Source organism: Nocardioides caldifontis, from assembly GCF_008087345.1.
Lineage (GTDB): Bacteria > Actinomycetota > Actinomycetes > Propionibacteriales > Nocardioidaceae > Marmoricola_A > Marmoricola_A caldifontis.
In genome coordinates this window covers 143337-164062 of the sequence record NZ_VHIB01000001.1, presented here as the reverse complement: position 1 = coordinate 164062, position 20726 = coordinate 143337, and the positions used below count along the sequence as shown (strand labels likewise).

Genomic DNA, 20726 nt, shown 5'->3' with positions numbered 1-20726 from the left:
TGCAGCTCAGCCCCGCGCACCCGACCGGGGCTTGAGCACCGCCGCGACCTCGCGCGGGTCGTCCACCCAGAGCCCGACCCGGCTCACCGTGAGCTCGCCGGCCGAGCTCGGCACGGTCGTCGGGCCGGTCAGCACCAGCTCGAGGTTCGTGCGGCTGCTGACCCCGACGAGCGCGGTGCCGTCCTCGACGTGGAGCGACCGGACGACGCCGGGCAGCTCGTGCTCGACCAGCCGCGTGGCGACGACCGCGTGGAGCGGGACCGCGAGCCGGGTGCGTGCGCCGCTCCGGGCGTGCAGCTCGGTGGGAGTGAGCAGGTGCGGCCGGACCCGGTACGACGCCAGCATCCCGAGCATCCAGAGGACGCCCCAGACGCCGAGCGCCAGCAACGGGAGCCGGATCGCCTCAGCCCAGGGCTGGTCCACCTGGCGGAGCACGACCTCGACGACGACCACCTCCGTGGCCGAGCCGAAGATCCACAGCCACAGCATCGGGCCGGCCAGCCGTGAGTAGCCGATGGCGGTCGCGCCGGCAGGCACGTCGGGACGCCGGGCGACCCACCGGACGAGCGAGCGGTACAACGCCAGCTCCAGCAGCACCGCCTCCCGCAGCAGCCGGACGCCCCGGGTCACGATGCCTCCTCCATCAGCCGCGTGAAGGTCGCGATGGTCTCGTCGAGGACGTCGCTGAACACCGCGAGCCGCTCCTCCGGCAGGTGACCGAAGAGCTGCTGGGCGAGCTTGTCGTGGCCCTCCACCAGCTCCCGGATCGCCGCCTCGCCCTTCGGGGTCGGCGTGACCAGCGTGGCCCGGCGGTCGGTGGGGTGCGGCTCGCGGCTCACGTGGCCGGAGGCGACCAGCCCGTCGACCAGCCCGGTCACGTTGCGCGGCGAGACGTCGAGTGCGGCGGCCAGAGCCTGCTGGGTGCTGGGACCGGCGGAGCCGAGGACCCAGAGCAGGTGGGTGCGGGCGGTCGTCAGCCCTGTCTCCTCCTGGAACCGCGCGAGGTCGGCGTTCACCAGGGTCGCCAGGTGGAGCACCTTGTCGAGCGCGGCGGTCGTGGTCATGTAGTGAAGGTACTGCACAATCTGCCTGCTTCACGAACTGGACGCGACCAGGTGGCAGTCGGCGAACCGGCGCACCGCATCACGCTGGGTGACCAGCCGCCACCGCTCCTGCAGCCCCACCGCCTCCAGCGTCGACGCCATCGCGTCCGGGTGCCACCGCCAGGCCGGGGCAACCTTGTGGTCGAACTCGACCACGGGCGGCTCGCCGTCGTCGGCGCACTGGAACGCGACCAGCACCAAGCCGCCCGGCGCGAGCCGCGCCACCCAGGCCGCCAGGACCACGGGCACCTCGTCGGGCGGCACGTGGATGAGGCTGAAACGAGCGAGGACTCCGCCGAACGACGAGCCGGACAGCGTCGACGGCAGGGCGTCCCCCTGCACCCACCGCAGCGACGGGTAGCGCCGGCGGGCGATCGCCAGCATCCCCTCGGACGGGTCGACGCCGACCACGTCAAGACCGCGCGAAGCCAGGTCGGCGGTGACGTGGCCGGTGCCGCACCCGACGTCGACGACCGGCCCGGACAGGCCCGCCGCGAGGAGCTCGTCGGCGAACGCCCCCACCGCATGACGCTCCACCGCGGACACGTAGCCCGACGGGAACGCCTCGTCGTACGCCTCGGCCAGCGCGTCGTACCCCGGTTGCTCGACCACGCCCGGGATCGTTCCAGGCGGCTCCGACAAGGCACGAGAGACCGACCTGCCCTCGCGACCCTGACAGCATCACTGTCAGAATCCGCGCCATGGCAACCACGGGCAACGCGTACGCGCTGGGGCAGGGCACCGGACCCCTCAAGGGGATCAAGGTCGTCGAGATCGCCGGGATCGGCCCGGGGCCGCACGCGGCCACGATCCTCGCCGACCTCGGCGCCGACGTGATCCGCGTCGAGAAGCCCGGCGGCGCGGCCAGCGCCGGCCCGCGGGAGGCGGACCTCCTCACCCGCGGCCGCCCGAGCGTCGCGATGGACCTGAAGAACCCCGAGGCGCTCCCGGCGCTGCTCGAGCTGATCGACCAGGCGGACGTCCTCATCGAGGGGATGCGGCCCGGCGTCACCGAGCGGCTCGGCATCGGCCCCGACGAGTGCCTCGCCCGCAACCCGCGGCTGGTGTACGGGCGGATGACCGGCTGGGGCCAGGACGGCCCGCTCGCGCGCGCCGCCGGCCACGACATGAACTACATCTCGGTCGCCGGCGTCCTCCACGGGCTCGGCCAGGACGAGGGCCGGCCGCACTTCCCGAGCAACCTCGTCGGCGACTTCGGTGGCGGCTCGACGTACCTCGTCATCGGCGTCCTCGCCGCCCTCCTCGAGGCGCGCACCAGCGGCCGCGGCCAGGTCGTCGACGCCGCGATCGTCGACGGCGCCGCGCACCTCAACCTGATGTGGTCCTCGATGCTCGCCGCCGGGTTCGGGCAGGAGCGGCGGGCGTCGAACCTGCTCGACGGCGGGATGCCGTACTACGACCTCTACGAGACCGCCGACGGCAAGCACATGTCGGTCGGCGCGCTCGAGCCGCAGTTCTACGGCGAGCTCGTCGAGCGGCTCGGGATCGCCGACGTCGCGCCGGACCGCAACGACTTCTCCCGGCTCGGCGAGCTCCGCGAGCTGCTCGCCGCGACGTTCAAGCAGCGCACCCAAGCCGAGTGGACCGAGGTCTTCGGCGACAGCGACGCCTGCTGTGCGCCGGTGCTGCCGGCGACCGAGGCGGCCGAGCACCCGCACATGAAGGCGCGGGAGGTGTACGTCGAGCGCGACGGCCTGCTCCAGCCGGCCCCCGCCCCGCGGTTCTCCCGGACGCAGCCCACCCTGACGACCGGCCCCTCGAAGCCCGGCGACGGCACCCGTGCGGTCCTCGAGGCGTGGGGCGTCGGCGGCGTCGACGCGCTGCTCGAGTCGGGCGCGGTCGTGCAGTCCTGAGTCCAGGATCACAGCCGTTCCACCGTTGACCCCGGACACCGGAACCGTGACAGTGATGGTGTCAACGTCGGGTGGGCGAGCGGTTTCCCACCCGGATGGCAGGATCGATCACGCAGGGATACTCGCAAGTAACCTTCCGCGCGGCCCGCGCGGCACGCTCGTCGAAAGTTGGGACCCATGGCAGACGCGCCACAGGCAATCGTGTACGACGCAATCCGGACCCCGCGGGGGAAGGGCAAGAAGGACGGCTCCCTCCACGAGGTGAAGCCGGTCGACCTCGTGGTCACGCTGCTGGACGAGGTCCGCAAGCGCCACGACAACTTCGACATCGAGCGCGTCGACGACGTGGTCCTCGGCGTGGTCTCGCCGATCGGCGACCAGGGCGGCGACATCGCCAAGACCGCCGCGCTCAAGGCCGGCTACCCCGACACGACCGCCGGCGTGCAGCTCAACCGGTTCTGCGCCTCCGGCCTCGAGGCGGTCAACCAGGCCGCGGCCCGGATCCGCTCCGGCTGGGAGGAGCTGATCCTCGCCGGCGGCGTCGAGTCGATGAGCCGCGTCCCGATGGGCTCCGACGGCGGCGCCTGGGCGGCCGACCCGACGACGGCGTTCGACACCTCGTTCGTCCCGCAGGGGATCGGCGCCGACCTGATCGCCACCATCGAGGGGTTCACCCGCGCCGACGTCGACGCGTTCGCCGCCGAGTCCCAGGCGCGCGCCGCCAAGGCGCAGGCCAACGGCTACTTCGACGGCTCGGTCATCCCGGTCAAGGACCTCAACGGGCTCACGGTGCTGGAGAAGGACGAGTTCATCCGTCCCGGGACCACGGTCGAGAGCCTCGCCGGGCTCAAGCCGTCGTTCGCGATGCATGGTGACATCGGCTTCGACAACGTGGCGCTCGAGAAGTACCACTGGGTCGAGAAGATCGACCACGTCCACCACGCCGGCAACTCCTCCGGCATCGTCGACGGCGCCGCGCTCGTCGCGATCGGCAGCGAACGCGTCGGCCAGGAGCTCGGCCTCCGTCCCCGCGCGCGGATCATCTCCGCCGCGGTCTCCGGCGCCGACCCGACGATCATGCTCACCGGCCCCGCGCCCGCGTCCCGCAAGGCGCTCGCCAAGGCGGGGCTCACCGTCGACGACATCGACCTTTTCGAGATCAACGAGGCGTTCGCCGCGGTGGCGCTCCGCTTCATGCGCGACCTCGACCTCGACCCGGAGAAGGTCAACGTCAACGGCGGCGCGATCGCCATGGGCCACCCCCTCGGCGCGACCGGCGCGATGATCCTCGGCACCCTGCTCGACGAGCTCGAGCGGCGGGACCTCCAGCGCGGCCTCGCCACGCTCTGCGTCGGCGGCGGCATGGGCATCGCCACCATCATCGAGCGCATCTGACCCGCACCGACCGAGAAGCAGCAAAGGGAAACGCGAACACATGACTGACACCAGCCCTGCTACCGAGACGGTGCGCTACGAGAAGGACGCCGACGGCATCGTCACCCTCACGATGGACGACCCGTCGTCGAGCGCGAACACGATGAACGACGCCTACAAGGAGGCGATGGCCGCCGCCATCGACCGCCTCGAGGCCGAGAAGGACGAGATCACCGGCGTCGTGATCGCCTCCGCGAAGAAGACCTTCTTCGCCGGCGGCAACCTGAACATGCTGGTCCAGGCGCGTCCGGAGGACGCCCAGCGGTTGTACGACGAGAGCATGGGCATCAAGAAGGACCTCCGCCGGCTGGAGACCCTCGGCAAGCCCGTCGTCGCCGCGATCAACGGCGCCGCCCTCGGCGGTGGCCTCGAGATCGCGCTGGCCTGCCACCGCCGGATCGCCGCGGAGGGCCGCTACGAGATCGGGCTCCCCGAGGTCACCCTCGGCCTCCTCCCCGGCGGTGGCGGCGTCACCCGCACCGTCCGGATGCTCGGCATCCAGACCGCGCTGACCGAGGTGCTCCTCCAGGGTCAGCGCTACAAGGCGGACAAGGCCAAGGAGAAGGGGCTCGTCGACGAGCTCGTCCCGGCCGACCAGCTCCTCGCCCGCGCGAAGGCGTGGATCAAGGAGAACGCCGGCAACCCCGACGCCGCGTCGCAGCCGTGGGACCGCAAGGGGTACAAGATGCCCGGCGGCACCCCCTCGCACCCCGGCCTCGCCGCGATGCTCCCGGCGTTCCCGGCCACTCTGCGCAAGCAGCTCAAGGGTGCCGACATGCCGGCGCCGAAGGCGATCATGGCCGCCGCGGTCGAGGGCGCCCAGGTCGACTTCGAGGCCGCCCAGCGGATCGAGGGGCGCTACTTCACCAAGCTGGCGACCGGCCAGAACGCCAAGAACATGATCCAGGCGTTCTTCTTCGACCTGCAGACGATCAACAGCGGCTCGCTCCGGCCCGAGGGCGTCCCGGCGTACAAGGCGTCGAAGGTGGGCGTGCTCGGCGCCGGGATGATGGGAGCCGGCATCGCCTACGTCTGCGCCAAGGCCGGCATGGAGGTCGTCCTCAAGGACGTCTCGCTGGAGTCCGCCGAGCGCGGCAAGGGGTACTCCGCCAAGATCAACGAGAAGGCCGTCTCCCGCGGCAGGCTCACCCAGGAGAAGTCCGACGAGCTGCTCGCCCGGATCACTCCGACCGACAACCCGGCCGACCTCAAGGGGTGCGACCTCGTCATCGAGGCGGTCTTCGAGGACCCGTCGCTCAAGCACAAGGTCTTCGGCGAGGTGACCCCGGTCGTCAACGGCGACGCGCTGCTCTGCTCCAACACCTCGACGCTGCCGATCACCGAGCTCGCCGAGGGGGTGGACCGTCCGGAGGACTTCATCGGGCTGCACTTCTTCTCGCCTGTCGACAAGATGCCGCTCGTCGAGATCATCCGCGGCGCGAAGACCTCCGAGGTCGCCGTGGCCAAGGCGATCGACGTCGTCCAGCAGATCCGCAAGACCCCGATCGTGGTCAACGACAGCCGCGGCTTCTACACCTCCCGCGTCATCGGCACCCAGATCAACGAGGGGCTCGCGATGCTCGGCGAGGGCGTGCGTCCGATGACGATCGAGCGTGCGGCGCTGCAGGCCGGCTACCCGGTCGGGCCGCTGCAGATCACCGACGAGCTCAACATGGAGCTGATGCTCAAGATCCGCAACGCCACCAAGGCCGCGGTCGAGCGCGAGGGCGGCACCTACACCCCGCACCCCGCGGAGAAGGTCATCGACCGGATGGTCGAGCTCGGCCGGTCCAGCAAGCTCAAGGGCGCCGGGTTCTACGAGTACGACGAGAGCGGCAAGCGTCAGGGGCTCTGGGCCGGGCTGGCCGAGCAGTTCCCGGCGGCCGACGAGCAGCCGGCGCTCCAGGAGCTCAAGGACCGGATGCTCTTCATCGAGGCGATCGAGACCGCCCGCTGCTTCGACGAAGGGGTCATCGACTCCACCGCCGAGGCGAACATCGGGTCGATCTTCGGCATCGGGTTCCCCCCGGCCCTCGGTGGCGCGGCGCAGTTCATCGACGGCTACGAGGGCAAGGACGGCGTCGGGATCACCGCCTTCGTCGCCCGGGCCCGCGAGCTCGAGGCGAAGTACGGCGAGCGCTTCGCCGTACCGGCGAGCCTCGTGGCCAAGGCGGAGAAGGGCGAGCCCTTCAAGCAGCGCTGACCTTCGGGGGGGTGCGGTTTCCCAGGGCACCATGGGAAACGGGTGCTCCCCACAGGTTGCAGTCGATGGGGAGCACCAGTTTCCTGTGGGGAGAACGGCTTTCTCCCTGATCGATGATCGCGACGAGCCCACCCGACCCCCGGCCGGGTGGGCACGTTCGCGTCCTGGCCGAGCCGCCCCTCGTGGCCGTGCTCGAGCGGTCCCGCCGGCTCCGAGCTTCCGCCCGGGTACGGCGGGCCGGTGCCGCTCCCGTCGTACGCCGAAGCTCGATCATGTGCGCCCAACGGACCCCGCCATCAGGGGCGGTTCAACACCCCTCGCGCGCCATCAGGGGCGGTTCAACACCCCCCACGCGCGCCACAAGGGGCGGTTCAACACCCCCCACGCCCGCCACGAGGGGCGGTTCAACACCCCCCACGCGCGCCACGAGGGGCGGCTCAACACCAGCGGCGGGCCTCGTCGAGGAACTCCTCGATCGTGGTCGCGTCGCTGATCGCCGGGAGGCACTCGGTCACGCCGGCCACCTCGCGGGCGAGGACGTACCAGACCACACCCCGGTGCTGGACCTTCGCCACCCCGGTCCGATCGCCGACGTACCCCGGACCCAGGTCGAGCCCGGTGCGCTGGGCGAGCAGGGTCGCACCACCGTCGGTCACGGCGAGGGTGCCGTCCGCGGCGAAGGTGACGGTCGGGGCGGGCTGCTCCCCGTGGGCGGTCGCGACGCGGAAGTCGAGCCATTGCTCGAACGTCGCGAACCCGCGGCCCGCCGGGTCGTGCAGGACCGTCTCGGGCCCCCCGAACGGCCCCCCGAGCAGCCACCACTGACGGACGCCGTCGCGCTCGAGGACCAGGGCGACCGAGGTCCCCCGGGGCTCGAGCTCAAGCGGGTCCTCGCGCCGGTCGACCTCACGGACCTCCGGCGCGAGGACCACCTCGCCGTGGTGGAAGGCTGCCCACGGCACCCCCTCCAGCAGGTCGTGGGCGACCGCCACCCCGTGCTCCAGCACCTCCACGTCGGCTCCTCTCGGTCGGTCCACGACAGATCCCCACCTGCCTAGACGCAGCAGCCGCCGGTTCGGTTGCACGGGGGGCCAGATCCCGGTGTTTTGTCCGTTCTGCCTGACGTGTCCGGCGGTCGCGGGGACACTGGACCCATGTCGGTTGCCCCTGCCCCCGTGGTCGACGTCCGCTCCCTCTACGTCCGGTTCGGCGAGGTCGACGCGGTCCGCGGCATCGGGTTCAGCGTCCCGGCCGGGTCGGCCACCGCGTTGCTCGGCCGCAACGGCGCCGGCAAGTCGACGACGATGCGGGTGCTCGCCGGGGTGATCCCGCCCACCGGCGGACTGGTCACCGTCGCCGGCCACGACGTCCGCACCGAGCCGCTGGTGGTCAAGCGGCTGACCGGCTACTGCCCCGACGTCGGCGGGCTGGTCCCGCGCGCGACGCCGTGGGAGCACCTCCAGCTCGCCGCCCGGCTCCGCCGGCTGACCGGCTGGGAGGAGCGGGCCCGCGAGCTGCTGGAGCGGTTCGACCTCGGCGCCGCCGCGCACCGGGTCACCGCCGGGTTCAGCCACGGCATGGGCCGTCGGATGTCGGTGGTGCTCGCCGCGTTCCACCAGCCTCAGGTGCTCCTCCTCGACGAGCCGTTCGACGGCGTGGACCCGCTCGGCGTCGAGGCGACGATGGAGGTCATCGCCGACGCCCGTGCGGCCGGCGCCGCGGTCCTCGTCTCCACCCACCTCCGCGAGCTCGCCGTCCAGGCGTGCCAGGACGCGATCGTGCTGCGCGGCGGCTCGGCCGTCGCCGCGCTGCCCGCCGCCCGGATGACGGGGGAGGAGGGCGCCGGTGTCTACCGCGAGCTCCTCGACTGAGGCTCATGCAGGCCGGGTCGCCGAGGCGGTCCGCGCCGCCGCCGACGTCGGCGCGCTGCTGTCGTTCCGCGCCTCCGGCGTCCGGGGCCGCTCCCGCCGCCTCGCGTACGCCGGCCTCGCCACCGTCCTCACCCTGACCGTGCTCGCCGGCTGGCTTCCGGCGTACCTCCCCGGCGGCGACCGGCGCACCGACGTCCTCTCGCTGCTCCCCTCCGCGATGGTCGGCATCCTCGTGATCGCGATCGTCTCCGCAGCGGCCTCCGGCGGCGGCCGCGAGCTGGTGCCGCGCGACCAGGCGGTCGCCTACCCGGTCAGCACCACGACCGACCACCTCGGCGCGCTGCTGATGGCCCCGCTCAACATCGCCTGGCTGCTCCAGGCCTGGACGCTGCTCGCGGCGATGGCCTACGTCGGCGGCGCCTACTGGGGGCTGGTCCTGACCCAGCTGCTGACGCTGCTCTGGCTGGTCACGGCGACCGCGCTCGCGCAGGTCGTCGGCTGGGCCCTGGAGTGGGTACGCCGCGGTCCGCACGGCACCTGGGCGGCCCGCGGCCTGATGGTGCTGGCCGGGCTCGGCGGCGCCTACCTGGTGGCCGCCGACCGGCTCGTCCCGCTGCTGCAGAAGAGCCCCACGCTCCAGGTCTCGATCGCCGCGCTGCAGGGGCGGACCGGGGTCACGCCTCTCTACGCCAAGACCTTCCTGGTGCTGCTCGTCGTCGCGGCGGTGGCCGTCGTCCTCGGCGCGGTCGCTGCCTCGGCGGTGAACCGCCGACCGGCCCGGGACGAGCTGCGGCTCGAGACGTCGACCCACCAGCCGCGGCCGCACCCCGGCTCCGACCTCGTCGCGATGCTCCGCACCGACCGGGTCGGCATCTGGCGTTCGGTCCCGCTCCGGCGCGGGCTGGCCGTGCTCGCGGTGATGCCCGGACTGGTGGCGATCGCCGGCGGGCTCGAGTGGGAGATGCTCCCGATCCTGCCGGGGCTGGTCGCCTCGGGTGGCGCGCTGCTCTTCGGCGTCAACGCCTGGTGCCTCGACGGCCGCGGCGCCCTGTGGCGCGACAGCCTTCCGGTCGCCCCGGGGCTGGTCTTCCTCTCCCGCGTGCTCGTCCTGGTCGAGGTGCTGCTGGTGGCCAGCGCCGCCACCCTCGTGATGGCGTCGCTCCGCGCCGGGCTGCCGACGGTCGACGAGCTGGCCGCGGTGACCGCGGCCGCGCTCGTGGTCGTCCTCCAGGTCGTCTCGGCGTCGCTGCGCTGGTCGGTCCGGCGGCCGTTCGGCGTCGACCTGCGCTCGGCCCGGGCGACCCCGGCCCCGCCGCTGGTGATGGTCGGCTACTCGGCCCGGCTGGCGCTGAGCACGACGATGGTGGGGCTCGTCTTCTCGCTCCTGGTGCGGCTCTCGTGGGAGTGGTCGGTGGCGGTCGCCGTGCCCTTCCTGCTGCTCTCCGCATGGCGGCTCGTGCGCACCGCCAACGCCTGGGGAGTGCCCGAGGTGCGCTCCCGCGTGGTGGCCACCGTCGCCGCCTGACGACATCCGACAAGGGCCGCCCCTCCGTCGGAGGGGCGGCCCTTCTGCAGTCAGGCGAGAGCGAGCGTCACTCGCTGGGCGTCTCCATGTCGCCCATGACGCAGGCCATCAGCTGCCCGGTCATCTCCTCCATCGGGTTGTCGGTCTCACCCTGGAAGCTGGCGGCGAGCCCGGCCTCGATGGCGTCCTCGTCGATGGCGTCGGTGATGCAGCTCTGCTGCTCCTCGGTGAGCTCGGTGTCCGAGGCGGCGAGCTGCTCCTCGATGAGCTCGGTCATGTCGACGCAGTCGGTCATGACCGCGGCCATCGCCTCGGCGTCGTCCTTCGACATGTCGGTGGGCTCGGCGTTCTCGGCGATCTCGAGGTCGTCGTTGAGGAGCTCGTACTCCTGCAGCTTGTCGACGCCGACCTCGTCGACGATCCCGTCGGCGAAGCAGTCGGCCTGCTCCTCGGTGAGCTCCGCACCCCCGGCGACCGAGGATTCCTCCTGCTCGAGCAGGGAGGCCTTGATGTTCTCCTTGGCGTCGTCGTCCTCACCGCCCCCGCAGCCGGTCAGCAGGAACAGGGCCGCGCAGAGCGCGGCGGCGCTTCTCTTCATTGGTCTCTCCTCGTGCGTGGTCCCGCGTACCCTACGGCCTCCGGTCACCGTCCACCGCGTCGAGCGGCGCCGGACCGCGAGCCGTGCCCCAGGTCGCGGTGCGCGAGGACGAAGGGCCCACCGGAGCCGAGCAGGAGTCAGGAACCGGAGACCGTGACCACCGTCTTGTCGCCCGTACGCCGGACCGCGTGCTCGAACGCCTCCGCCGACCGCTCCAGCGGGAACCGGTCGCTGACCAGGGTGTCGAGGTCGATGCCGGTCGTGGCCAGCCGGATCGCGCGCGGGTAGGTCTCGTGCATCCGCCGGACCATCGAGAACGTCAGCCCCTTCCGGCGCGCGGGTGCCGCCGGGAACGCGCTCAGCGGGGTCGACGGGATGCCTCCGAGCGCCACCCGGGCTCCGGGTCGGGCGCAGGCCACCGCGGTCGCGATCGCGTCGTCGCCGCCGGCCATCTCGACGACGACGTCGACGCCGCGGCCGGCGGTCTCCTCCTTCAGCGCCTGCTCGGCGACGTCGGGGGGCCAGGCGGCGTCCGCGCCGTGCCGCAGGGCCGTGGCGCGCCGGTGCTCGAGCGGCTCGCTGACGAAGACCCGCGCGGCGCCGGCCCGGCGGGCGACGGCGGCGACCAAGACCCCGATCGGGCCGGCGCCGACGACGAGCACGTCGTGGCCGAGCCGGACGTGGGCGTGGTGGACCGCGTGGATCGCGACGCCGAGCGGCTCGAGCAGGGCGCCGGCGTCGTCGCTCAGCCCGTCCGGGAGCGGGAAGAGCAGCTCGTCCGGCCACACCAGCCGCTCCTGCAGCCCGCCGTCGAGGCTCTCGTGGCCGGCGAACCGCATGTCGAGGCAGAGGTTGCCGTGGCCCTCCCGGCACGGCTCGCACCGCCCGCACGGGATCGCCGGGTCGACGGCCACCCGCCTGCCGGCGTACGGCCCGTCGAGCGCGACCCCGGCGAACTCGTGTCCCGGCACGACCGGGTCCCCGATCGACACCTCACCGGTGCCGCCCTCGGCGTACCAGTGCAGGTCGGAGCCGCAGAGCCCGACCGAGGTGACCGCGACCGTCGACCACCCCTCGGGCGGCGGCCCGGGCGCCGGGGCCTCCTCGATCCGGAGGTCTCCGACGGCATGGAGCTTCGCGACACGGTGCACGGGCCCATCATCGCCGGACCAGGTGGAGGACCATCACCCCATGGGTCGTGCTCGCTACGTGGTCGGCGTCGACTTCGGGACGCTCTCGGCCCGTGCGGTCGTCGTGGACGCCGGCGACGGCACCGAGCGGGGCGCGGCGGTCCACGAGTACGCCCGCGGCGTGCTGGACACCGCGCTCCCGGGCGGCCGGTCGCTGCCGCCGTCGTGGGCGCTGCAGGACCCGGAGGACTACCGGGAGGCGCTGCGCCGGGCGGTGCCCGCGGCAGTCGCGGCCGCCGGGATCGACCCGGCCGACGTCGTCGGGATCGGCACCGACGCCACCGCGTGCACGGTCCTCCCTTGCCTCGCCGACAGCACGCCGCTCTGCGAGGTCGACGGGCTCGCCGACCGCCCGCACGCGTGGCCGAAGCTGTGGAAGCACCACTCGACCCAGCCGGAGGCCGACCGGATCACCCGGCTCGCCGAGGAGCGGGGCGAGCCGTGGCTGGGGAGGTACGGCGGCCGGGTCTCCGCCGAGGGCGAGCTCGCCAAGGCGCTCGAGCTGCTCGAGGAGGACCACGAGCTGTACGACCGCGCCGAGCTCCTCGTCGAGGCCGCCGACTGGGTCGTGTGGCAGCTCGGAGGTTCGCTGGTGCGGAGCGCGAGCACGGCCGGCTACAAGGGGCTCCACCAGCAGGGGCGCTACCCGTCGGCGGAGCTGCTCGAGGCGGTCGCGCCGGGGCTGGGGAGCTGGGTCGGCAAGGTCGACCAGCCGGTGCTGCCGCTGGGCGCGCGGGCCGGCTCGCTCACCCGTCAGGCCGCCGCGTGGACCGGGCTACCCGAGGGGATCGCGGTGGCGGTCGGCGGCATCGACGCGCACGCCACCGTGCCCGCGGCCCGCGGTGTCGAGCCGGGGCGGCTCACGCTGATCCTGGGCACCTCCGCCTGCCACATGCTCAACGCCGACGAGGTGCGCGAGGTGCCCGGCATCTCCGGTGTCGTCGAGGGCGGGATCGTCGCCGGGCGGTGGGGCTACGAGGCCGGGCAGAGCGGGGTCGGCGACGTGCTCGCCTGGTTCACGAGGACGGGCGTCCCGGCGTCGTACGAGCGAGCCGCGGCCGAGGCAGGGGAGTCCCTCCACGAGCACCTGAGCCGGCTCGCCGCCGCGCAGGAGGTCGGCGAGCACGGCCTGGTCGCCCTCGACTGGCTCAGCGGCAACCGGTCCGTCCTCGGCGACCACGAGCTTTCCGGCGCCGTCCTGGGGCTGACGCTGGCGACCCGTCCCGAGGACGTCTACCGCGCGCTCGTCGAGGCGACCGCATTCGGGACCCGGGTGATCGTGGAGGCGTTCCGCGGCGGCGGGCTCGCGGTCGACGACGTGGTGGTCGCCGGCGGGCTGGTGCGGAACCCCTGGCTCCTCCAGGTGTACGCCGACGTGCTCGGCCTGCCCCTCTCGGTGATCGGGACCGAGCACGGGGCCGCCCTCGGGGCCGCGATCCACGGGGCCGTGGCCGCCGGTGTGCACCCCGACGTGCCGGCGGCGGTGGAGGCGATGACGACCGAGCACCCGGTCCGCCACCACCCGGACCCGGGTCGCGCCGCGGCGTACGACGAGCTCTTCGGTGACTACCTCGCGCTCCACGACCACTTCGGCCGCACCGTGCCGCTGATGCACCGGCTCCGGGCGAGGCGCCGGGAGGCCCACGCTCGGAGGGGCTGACCCCGCCACCTGCAAGGAATCGAGGAATTTCGTGCAGGATTTCTCCGAGGGCAATGTCGAGGACGCGGCACCGGCTCCGTCCCTGGAGCGAACGCGGCCACCAGAGCCGCACCGCAACGAGGAGGAACCCCATGGCCAAGTACCTGCTTCTCAAGCACTACCGCGGCGCCCCCGCCGCCGTGAACAACGTGCCGATGGACCGGTGGAGCGAGGGCGAGATCTCCGCCCACGTGCAGTACATGCGCGACTTCGCCGCCCGGCTCGAGAGCACCGGCGAGTTCGTCGACGCGCAGGCGCTCGCTCCGGAGGGCACCTTCGTCCGGTACGACGGTGAGGGCCGGCCGCCCGTCACCGACGGCCCGTTCGCGGAGACGAAGGACCTGATCGCCGGGTGGATGGTGATCGACGTCGACAGCCACGAGCGGGCGCTCGAGCTGGCCGCTGAGCTGTCGGCCGCGCCCGGCGCCGGGGGCGAGCCGATCCACGAGTGGCTCGAGGTGCGGCCGTTCCTCACCGAGCCCCCGACCGTCACCGAGTGACCGCCGGTCCCGTGGACGAGCAGGGGCTCCGTGCCCTCATCCCGTCGGTGATCGCCGTCCTCGTCCGCCGCGGAGCCGACTTCGCGGCGGCCGAGGACGCGGTCCAGGAGGCGCTGGTCGAGGCGGTGCGCAGCTGGGAGACCGACCCGCCGCGTGACCCGAAGGGGTGGCTGGTCACGGTCTCCTGGCGGAAGTTCCTCGACGCCGCCCGCTCCGACGCCTCGCGCCGGCGCCGCGAGGAGGTGGTCGAGGAGCAGCCACCACCGCCGCCCGGCTCGTCGACCGACGACACGCTCCAGCTCTACTTCCTCTGCGCCCACCCGTCACTCACCCCCGCCTCCGCGGTCGCCCTCACGCTGCGGGCGGTCGGCGGGCTCACGACGCGACAGATCGCGGAGGCGTACCTGGTGCCGGAGGCGACGATGGCCCAGCGGATCAGCCGGGCCAAGAAGACCGTCTCGTCGGTCCGGCTCGACCAGCCCGGCGACGTCGCGACGGTGCTGCGGGTGCTCTACCTCGTCTTCAACGAGGGGTACTCCGGCGACGTCGACCTCGCCGCCGAGGCGATCCGGCTCACCCGCCAGCTCGCCACGGCGATCGACCACGAGGAGGTCTCCGGGCTGCTCGCGCTGATGCTGCTGCACCACGCGCGGCGCGCCGCCCGCACCCGCGCCGACGGCAGCCTCGTGCCGCTCGCCCAGCAGGACCGCGGCCTCTGGGACACCGGGCTGATCGCCGAGGGGATCGAGGTCCTCCAGGCCGCGCTCGCGCGGGACCGGCTCGGCGAGTTCCAGGCGCAGGCCGCGATCGCCGCGCTGCACGCCGACGCCCTCACCGCCGAGGGGACCGACTGGGTGCAGATCGTGGAGTGGTACGACGAGCTCGTCCGGCTCACCGACAACCCGGTCGTCCGGCTCAACCGCGCCGTGGCGGTCGGGGAGGCCGACGGCCCCCGGGCAGGGCTCGCCGCGCTGGCACCACTCGACCCCGGCCTGCCCCGGCACGCTGCTGTGTCGGCGTACCTCCACGAGCGAGACGGCGACCTCACCACCGCCGCGAAGCTCTACGTCGAGGCCGCTTCCAAGGCGACCAACGCCGCCGAGCGGGACCACCTGACCCGGCAGGCCGCCCGGCTCAACGGGCGCCTGCGCGGGTGACCGGCGCTCAGACGACGGCGGCCACCACGGCGGCCAGCAGGACCAGCGGCAGCGAGACCACGGCGCCGAGCGAGGTCGCCACGGTCAGGGTCTTCAGGCTGCCCTTGGTCGACAGGTCGAGCAGCGTGCTGAACATCCAGAAGAAGTTGCTGTTGACGTGGAGGGCGAACATCGCGCCCGAGGCGATCGCCAGCGCGATGACGACCGGGTCGACGCCGAGCGAGTCGACGATCGGCGAGATGATGCCGGCGGCGGTGATGGCTCCCACCGACACCGAGCCGATCGCGAAGTGCAGCACCGCGGCGATCAGCCAGGCGAGCAGGATGCTCACGATGATCGGCGCCCCCTCGTCGACGGAGAAGAGCTCCTCGAGCGTCTTGTCCATCCCGCTCTCGGCGATGACGGCGCCCAGGGACCCGCCGACCCCGGTGATCAGCAGGATCTCCCCGGTGGTGCGGAAGCCGGTGGTCAGCACCGTGCCCACGCCGTCCGCTCCGAGCGAGGGGCGGATCATGACGTAGGCGATCAGCAGCCCGACGAACAGGGCGATGTTGGCGTCGCCGAGGAAGGCGAGCACCGGGTTCGAGAACCCCGCCACGCCGGCGATCGCGCCGGTCGCGATCAGCACCAGGGGGACCAGGATGGGGAGCAGCCGCACCGCCAGCGGGCGCCTCGCGGTCCCTTCGGCGCGCGGCACGTCCTCCGCCGCGTCGTGCGGGCGTCCCTCCTCGAGCACCGCGTCCTGGTCGAAGTCGCTCTCGTCCTTCCAGTAGCCGCGGCCCAGCAGGAGCCGGAACAGGAACGTCGTCACCAACGCGGTCGCGAGCCCGATCGGGAGGCCGTAGAGCAGGTAGAGGCCCAGCCGCACGTCCATGAGCCCCGCGATCGCCACCGCCGCGAGGCCGGGGACGACGAAGACGTAGCCGGAGAAGATGCCGATCGCCATCGCCCCGGCGAGCCAGGGCAGGCCGTGGTGGCGGTGGACGGCGGGTGCCGACTCCTTCGCCATCGGCGCGGCGAGCACCACCTGCACGTCGACGTAGATGGACGGGAAGATCGTCGAGAGGGTTCCCGCCATGGCGTAGGGCAGCCGGCGCCCGACCTTCCGCGCGAGGATCTCCACCAGGTCGCTGAAGGTGCCCATCGCGTGCAGCGCGGCTCCGATGAGCACGCCGAAGCCGATGAGCAGCCCGACCTCGGCCATGATGTCGCCGAAGCCGCCGGTGATCGTCTCGACGGTCCCTTCGGCGCCCTGGCCGGTCGCCAGCCCCAGGTAGACGCAGGCGAGCAGCAGCGAGATGACCGGGTCGAGCTTGAACCTGATGATGAGGAGGATCGCGCCGAGGATCGCGATCGCGGAGTGCAGGATCTCCATGGACGGCTCCGATCACTCGGGCGGCTGGCGGCCCACGTTAGGCGACGCCGACCACGGACGGGGAGACCGAGCGTCGGCGTCCGGCGGCGAGCCGTCCCCACGGTCAGGCCCCCATGGGGACCAGCGGTCGTCTGCGACTAAGGTTAGGCTGCACTAAGTCGCTACCACCGAAGAGGTTCCCGTGATCCGTACCAGGAAGGTCGCGGCCCCTGCCGCCGCGTTCGTGCTCGCCCTCGGACTCGCCGCCTGCGGCGAGGACGAGCCGAGCGGCAGCAACGACACCGCCTCAGGGGGAGGCGGGTCCAGCGAGTGGGAGCCGGTCACCATCCAGCACGCCTTCGGCGAGACGGTGCTCGAGGAGAAGCCCGAGCGGGTGGCCACGGTCGACTTCGCCAACCAGGAGGTGCCCCTCGCGCTCGGCATCGTGCCGGTCGGGATGTCCGAGATGACGTGGGGCGACGACGACGGCGACGGGGTCCAGCAGTGGACCGAGGACCGGCTCGCGGAGCTCGACGCCGAGACCCCGGTCCTCTTCGACGAGACCGACGGCTACGACTTCGAGGCGGTCGCGGGCACCGAGCCCGACGTCATCCTCGCCGGCTACTCCGGACTGACCGAGGACGACTACAACACGCTGAGCGAGATCGCCCCGGTCGTCGCCTACCCGGACGAGCCGTGGGCGACCGAGTGGCGCGACTCGATCATGCAGAACGCCAAGGGGCTCGGCATGGAGGCGGAGGGCGAGCAGCTCGTCGCCGATCTCGAGCAGACCATCGAGGACGCGGTCGCCGAGCACCCCGAGCTCGAAGGCACCACCGGGATGTTCCTCACCCACGTCGATCCGGCCGACCTGAGCGAGATCAACTTCTACAGCGCGGCCGACACGCGCTCGAAGTACCTCCTCGACCTCGGCATGGAGATCGCCCCGAGCATCGTCGAGGCGACCGGCGACAGCGGCGACTACGCAGGCTCGATCAGCGGGGAGCGGGCCGATGAGCTCGCCGACGTCGACGTGATCATCACCTACGGCGGCCAGGAGCTCATCGACGCCCTGAAGGGTGACCCGGTCCTCTCCCAGCTGCCGGCGGTCGAGAACGACGCGATCGTCGTCCTCGACGGAGCCAAGGCGATCGGGACGGCCGCCAACCCGACCGCCCTGTCGGTGCCCTACCTCGTCGAGGAGTACGTCGGCCTGCTCGCCGACGCCGCCGCCTACACCGCCGAGTGACACCGACCGGCCCGGTCACCAGTGCCGCCACCGACGCGCCCGACGCACCCGCTGCTCCCCTGCGTCGGTCGCGTCGGGCGCGCGGTGCGTGGCTGGTCGCGCTCATCGGCGTCCTCGCGGTCGCGTGCGCGACGTCGATCGTGCTGGGCTCGCGCGACGTCGGCTGGTCCGACATCTGGGCCGGCCTGAGCGGGCAGAGCGAGGGTTTCGCGCAGGCCGCGGTCGCCAAGCGGGTGCCTCGTACGGCGCTCGCGGCCCTGGCCGGAGCCGCGCTCGCGGTCTCGGGGCTGGTCCTCCAGGGGATCACCCGCAACCCGCTCGCCGATCCCGGTATCCTCGGCCTCAACACCGGCGCATCGCTGGCCGTCGTGACCGGCATCGCGTGGTTCGGGCTGTCATCGGCCACCAGCTACATCTGGGTCGCCATCCTCGGAGGCGCGCTCACCGCGGCGTTCGTCTGGGGCGTGGGCTCGCTCGGCCGGGGCGGCGCGACCCCGCTGAAGCTCACGCTGGCCGGCGCCGCGAGCGCCGCCGCGCTCTCCTCCTTCGTGGTCGCCGTGGTGCTCCCGCGTCCCGACATCTCCGAGAACGCCGTCTCCTGGCAGATCGGCGGCGTCGGCGGCGCCAGCGACGACAAGCTCTGGCAGGTGGTGCCCTTCCTCGCCGTCGGCGGTCTGGTGTGCGCCTGGAGCGCCCGCGGCCTCAACATGCTGGGGCTGGGCGACGAGCTGGCCTCCGGCCTGGGCGAGCGGGTCGTGCGCACCCGGCTGCTGGCCGCCGCCGGGGCGGTGACCCTCGCCTGCGCCACGACCGCGATCACGGGCCCGATCGCCTTCATGGGGCTGGTCGTCCCGCACTTCTGCAGGCTCCTCGTGGGCGTCGACCACCGCTGGCTCGTGCCCTTCAGCGCGGTCGGCGGCGCCATCCTCCTGATCGTTGCCGACGTCGTCGGAAGGGTCGTCGCGCCCCCGTCCGAGGTTGACGTCGGCATCATCACCGCCCTGATCGGCGCCCCGATCTTCATCGCCGTGGCGCGCCGGCGACGGGTCCGCGAGCTGTGACCGCGATCGTCCCGTCCCCTCGAGGCGGCGTGGAGGACCGTGACGTCGCACGCGTCCGCGGCGGCCGCCGCGCGCGCAGCCGACGGCGGCGGGTCGTCATCGCGGTGCTGTGCGTGCTCGTCGTGGTGGCGTACGCCGGGAGCCTGATGCTCGGCTCGACCTCCTACACGCTGCGGGAGGTGCTCGCCGTCATCGTGGGCGACGACGCACCGGGCGCCCAGTTCGTCGTCGGCCGGCTGCGGCTGCCCCGTGCCACCCTCGCGGTCGTGGTCGGGCTGAGCTTCGGGCTCGCCGGCGTCACGTTCCAGACCCTGCTCCGCAACCCGCTCGCCAGCCCCGACATCATCGGGGTCACCGAGGGAGCCAGTGCTGCCGCCGCGGTCGCGATCGTGACGTTCTCGCTCAGCGGGCTGGTCGTCTCCGGGGTCGCGGTTGCCGCCGGGCTCGGCATCGCGCTCGCGATCTACCTGCTCGCCTACCGCCGTGGCGTCGCCGCCGGCACCCGGCTGATCCTCATCGGCATCGGAGTCGCCGCGATGATGCAGAGCGTCATCTCCTGGCAGCTCGAACGCGCCACCAACTTCCAGCTCGCCGAGGCCTTGAGGTGGCTGACCGGCAGCCTCAACGGGGCCTTGTGGCGCGACGTCGTCGTGGTGCTCGTCGCCCTGGTCGTGCTGGGCACGCTCGTCCTGGTCCAGACCCGCGACCTCGCCGCGTCGCAGCTGGGGGACGACGCGGCATCGGCGCTCGGCGTCCGCGTGGAGCGGCTGCGCCTGCTCACGATCGTCGCTGCGGTGGGGCTGGTCTGCTTCGCCACCGCGGCTTCCGGCCCGATCGCGTTCCTGGCCTTCCTCTGCGGTCCCATCGCCGCGCGCATCGTCGGGCCACGCGGTTCGCTGCTGGTCCCCTCGGCGCTGGTCGGTGCGCTGCTGACCCTGCTCGCCGACTTCGCGGGCCAGCACGCCTTCGGCACGCGGCTCCCGGTCGGGGTCGTCACCGGCATCCTCGGGGCGCCGTACCTGCTCTACCTCATCGTCCGCATCAACCGGGTCGGAGGCACCCTGTGAACCCGCGCCTGGAGATCGAACGGCTCACGCTCGGCTACGGCGACCGCGACGTCGTCCACGGGCTCGACCTGGTGATCCCGCCGGGCGAGGTGACGGCGATCGTCGGGCCCAACGCCTGCGGCAAGTCCACGCTGCTGCGGTCGATGACCCGGCTGCTGCCGCCCCGGACCGGCCGCGTGCTCCTCGACGGCAAGGCGGTGCACTCCATGCCCGCCAAGCAGCTGGCCCGCCGGCTGGGGCTGCTGCCCCAATCACCCATCGCGCCCGAGGGCATCACCGTCGGCGACCTCGTCGGGCGGGGTCGCCACCCCCACCAGCGCACCTTGGCCAGGTGGTCGCTTGCCGACGACCGGGCCGTGACCTCGGCTCTCAAGGCCACCGACACCCTCGAGCTGGTCGACCGCGCGGTCGACGAGCTCTCCGGAGGTCAACGGCAGCGGGTGTGGATCGCGATGGCACTGGCGCAGCAGTCCGAGATCCTGCTGCTGGACGAGCCGACGACCTTCCTCGACGTCAGCCACCAGGTCGAGGTGCTCGACCTGCTCACGGAGCTCAACCGGTCCAAAGGCACCACGATCGTCATGGTGCTCCACGACCTCAACCTGGCAGCGCGGTACGCCGACCACCTCATCGCGCTGCGAGAAGGGCGGCTGTACGCCTCGGGTCGCCCCAGCGAGATCCTGGAGCCCGGGCTGGTCGAGCACGTCTTCGGCATGCCGAGCAGGGTCATCCCCGACCCGGTCTCCGGCAAGCCGCTGATGATCCCCATCGGCCGGTTCCACGTCACCGAGGGCTGAGCCGGGCGCCGCTCGCCAGGCTGGTCGGTCGAGGGCGCACCTGA

At 72.8% G+C, this 20726-nt stretch carries 19 protein-coding genes; 12 read left to right on the top strand and 7 right to left on the bottom strand.

The window, feature by feature from the left end; all coding sequences use genetic code 11:
• Positions 1 to 6 precede the first annotated feature (6 nt).
• The 3 genes from FIP57_RS08915 to FIP57_RS08905 are packed head-to-tail and all read right to left on the bottom strand — an operon-like array spanning position 7 to position 1715.
• A complete protein-coding gene (locus FIP57_RS08915) occupies positions 7 to 630 on the bottom strand; it encodes a hypothetical protein (protein ID WP_148573186.1) in 624 nt (207 codons plus the stop codon).
• Entirely contained in the window at positions 627 to 1064 is a 438-nt protein-coding gene (locus FIP57_RS08910; protein WP_148573185.1) for a MarR family winged helix-turn-helix transcriptional regulator, read from the bottom strand. The genes FIP57_RS08915 and FIP57_RS08910 overlap by 4 nt, the downstream gene beginning before the upstream one ends.
• Positions 1065 to 1094: 30 nt before the next feature.
• Positions 1095 to 1715 carry a class I SAM-dependent methyltransferase gene (locus tag FIP57_RS08905; protein ID WP_148573184.1) on the bottom strand — a complete coding sequence of 207 codons (621 nt, stop codon included), beginning with the start codon at positions 1713 to 1715 and terminating at the stop codon, positions 1095 to 1097.
• 89 nt (positions 1716 to 1804) lie between these two features.
• Between FIP57_RS08905 and FIP57_RS08900 the strand changes: the two genes are divergently transcribed.
• From FIP57_RS08900 to FIP57_RS08890, 3 genes are all read left to right on the top strand, one after another.
• Positions 1805 to 2977, top strand: coding sequence for a CaiB/BaiF CoA transferase family protein (locus FIP57_RS08900; RefSeq protein WP_148573183.1), 1173 nt, complete (start codon positions 1805 to 1807; stop codon positions 2975 to 2977).
• A gap of 177 nt (positions 2978 to 3154) precedes the next feature.
• Complete coding sequence (locus FIP57_RS08895) at positions 3155 to 4372, top strand: acetyl-CoA C-acetyltransferase (RefSeq protein WP_148573182.1); 1218 nt, start codon at positions 3155 to 3157, stop codon at positions 4370 to 4372.
• Between the two features lie 40 nt (positions 4373 to 4412).
• On the top strand, positions 4413 to 6614 hold the full coding sequence (locus FIP57_RS08890) for a 3-hydroxyacyl-CoA dehydrogenase NAD-binding domain-containing protein (protein ID WP_148573181.1): 2202 nt from the start codon (positions 4413 to 4415) through the stop codon (positions 6612 to 6614).
• Between the two features lie 437 nt (positions 6615 to 7051).
• On the opposite strand, the gene FIP57_RS08885 is transcribed toward FIP57_RS08890, so the two are convergent.
• Positions 7052 to 7627 carry a hypothetical protein gene (locus tag FIP57_RS08885; RefSeq protein ID WP_148573180.1) on the bottom strand — a complete coding sequence of 192 codons (576 nt, stop codon included), beginning with the start codon at positions 7625 to 7627 and terminating at the stop codon, positions 7052 to 7054.
• Positions 7628 to 7768: 141 nt separating this feature from the next.
• Here FIP57_RS08885 and FIP57_RS08880 point away from each other — a divergent pair, with 141 nt between their 5' ends.
• Positions 7769 to 8485 (top strand): ABC transporter ATP-binding protein, encoded by a 717-nt coding sequence (locus FIP57_RS08880; protein ID WP_148573179.1) that lies wholly within the window; start codon positions 7769 to 7771, stop codon positions 8483 to 8485.
• Positions 8460 to 10010, top strand: a complete 1551-nt coding sequence (locus FIP57_RS08875) for a hypothetical protein (protein ID WP_148573178.1) — start codon at positions 8460 to 8462, stop codon at positions 10008 to 10010. The genes FIP57_RS08880 and FIP57_RS08875 overlap by 26 nt, the downstream gene beginning before the upstream one ends.
• A gap of 67 nt (positions 10011 to 10077) precedes the next feature.
• Here FIP57_RS08875 and FIP57_RS08870 read toward each other — a convergent pair whose 3' ends face one another.
• Positions 10078 to 10608 (bottom strand): hypothetical protein, encoded by a 531-nt coding sequence (locus FIP57_RS08870; RefSeq protein ID WP_148573177.1) that lies wholly within the window; start codon positions 10606 to 10608, stop codon positions 10078 to 10080.
• A gap of 137 nt (positions 10609 to 10745) precedes the next feature.
• A complete protein-coding gene (locus tag FIP57_RS08865; protein ID WP_148573176.1) occupies positions 10746 to 11759 on the bottom strand; it encodes a zinc-dependent alcohol dehydrogenase in 1014 nt (337 codons plus the stop codon).
• Between the two features lie 40 nt (positions 11760 to 11799).
• Here FIP57_RS08865 and araB point away from each other — a divergent pair, with 40 nt between their 5' ends.
• From araB to FIP57_RS08850, 3 genes are all read left to right on the top strand, one after another.
• On the top strand, positions 11800 to 13458 hold the full coding sequence (gene araB, locus FIP57_RS08860; protein ID WP_148573175.1) for a ribulokinase: 1659 nt from the start codon (positions 11800 to 11802) through the stop codon (positions 13456 to 13458).
• A 131-nt stretch (positions 13459 to 13589) separates the two neighbouring features.
• Positions 13590 to 13997, top strand: a complete 408-nt coding sequence (locus FIP57_RS08855; protein ID WP_148573174.1) for a YciI family protein — start codon at positions 13590 to 13592, stop codon at positions 13995 to 13997.
• Entirely contained in the window at positions 13994 to 15154 is a 1161-nt protein-coding gene (locus tag FIP57_RS08850) for an RNA polymerase sigma factor (protein ID WP_238993367.1), read from the top strand. Before FIP57_RS08855 ends, FIP57_RS08850 begins: the two co-directional genes overlap by 4 nt.
• Positions 15155 to 15161: 7 nt before the next feature.
• Here the strand turns inward: FIP57_RS08850 and FIP57_RS08845 are convergent, their stop codons facing one another.
• On the bottom strand, positions 15162 to 16529 hold the full coding sequence (locus FIP57_RS08845; RefSeq protein ID WP_148573173.1) for a GntP family permease: 1368 nt from the start codon (positions 16527 to 16529) through the stop codon (positions 15162 to 15164).
• A 181-nt stretch (positions 16530 to 16710) separates the two neighbouring features.
• Between FIP57_RS08845 and FIP57_RS08840 the strand changes: the two genes are divergently transcribed.
• The 4 genes from FIP57_RS08840 to FIP57_RS08825 are packed head-to-tail and all read left to right on the top strand — an operon-like array spanning position 16711 to position 20682.
• The gene (locus FIP57_RS08840; RefSeq protein WP_148573172.1) at positions 16711 to 17757 is read left to right on the top strand and encodes an iron-siderophore ABC transporter substrate-binding protein; all 1047 of its coding nucleotides are present in this window, start codon (positions 16711 to 16713) and stop codon (positions 17755 to 17757) included.
• Positions 17754 to 18818, top strand: coding sequence for a FecCD family ABC transporter permease (locus tag FIP57_RS08835; RefSeq protein ID WP_148573171.1), 1065 nt, complete (start codon positions 17754 to 17756; stop codon positions 18816 to 18818). The genes FIP57_RS08840 and FIP57_RS08835 overlap by 4 nt, the downstream gene beginning before the upstream one ends.
• Before the next feature lie 29 nt (positions 18819 to 18847).
• The gene (locus FIP57_RS08830) at positions 18848 to 19885 is read left to right on the top strand and encodes a FecCD family ABC transporter permease (RefSeq protein WP_238993366.1); all 1038 of its coding nucleotides are present in this window, start codon (positions 18848 to 18850) and stop codon (positions 19883 to 19885) included.
• Complete coding sequence (locus FIP57_RS08825) at positions 19882 to 20682, top strand: ABC transporter ATP-binding protein (RefSeq protein ID WP_148573169.1); 801 nt, start codon at positions 19882 to 19884, stop codon at positions 20680 to 20682. The genes FIP57_RS08830 and FIP57_RS08825 overlap by 4 nt, the downstream gene beginning before the upstream one ends.
• Positions 20683 to 20726: the final 44 nt, after the last annotated feature.

Coding starts and splice junctions, on each gene's coding strand:
- FIP57_RS08910 (WP_148573185.1), bottom strand. CDS start 1,064: ATGACCACGACCGCCGCGCTCGACAAGGTGCTCCACCTGGCGACCCTG.
- FIP57_RS08900 (WP_148573183.1), top strand. CDS start 1,805: ATGGCAACCACGGGCAACGCGTACGCGCTGGGGCAGGGCACCGGACCC.
- FIP57_RS08895 (WP_148573182.1), top strand. CDS start 3,155: ATGGCAGACGCGCCACAGGCAATCGTGTACGACGCAATCCGGACCCCG.
- FIP57_RS08890 (WP_148573181.1), top strand. CDS start 4,413: ATGACTGACACCAGCCCTGCTACCGAGACGGTGCGCTACGAGAAGGAC.
- FIP57_RS08880 (WP_148573179.1), top strand. CDS start 7,769: ATGTCGGTTGCCCCTGCCCCCGTGGTCGACGTCCGCTCCCTCTACGTC.
- FIP57_RS08870 (WP_148573177.1), bottom strand. CDS start 10,608: ATGAAGAGAAGCGCCGCCGCGCTCTGCGCGGCCCTGTTCCTGCTGACC.
- araB (WP_148573175.1), top strand. CDS start 11,800: ATGGGTCGTGCTCGCTACGTGGTCGGCGTCGACTTCGGGACGCTCTCG.
- FIP57_RS08855 (WP_148573174.1), top strand. CDS start 13,590: ATGGCCAAGTACCTGCTTCTCAAGCACTACCGCGGCGCCCCCGCCGCC.
- FIP57_RS08845 (WP_148573173.1), bottom strand. CDS start 16,529: ATGGAGATCCTGCACTCCGCGATCGCGATCCTCGGCGCGATCCTCCTC.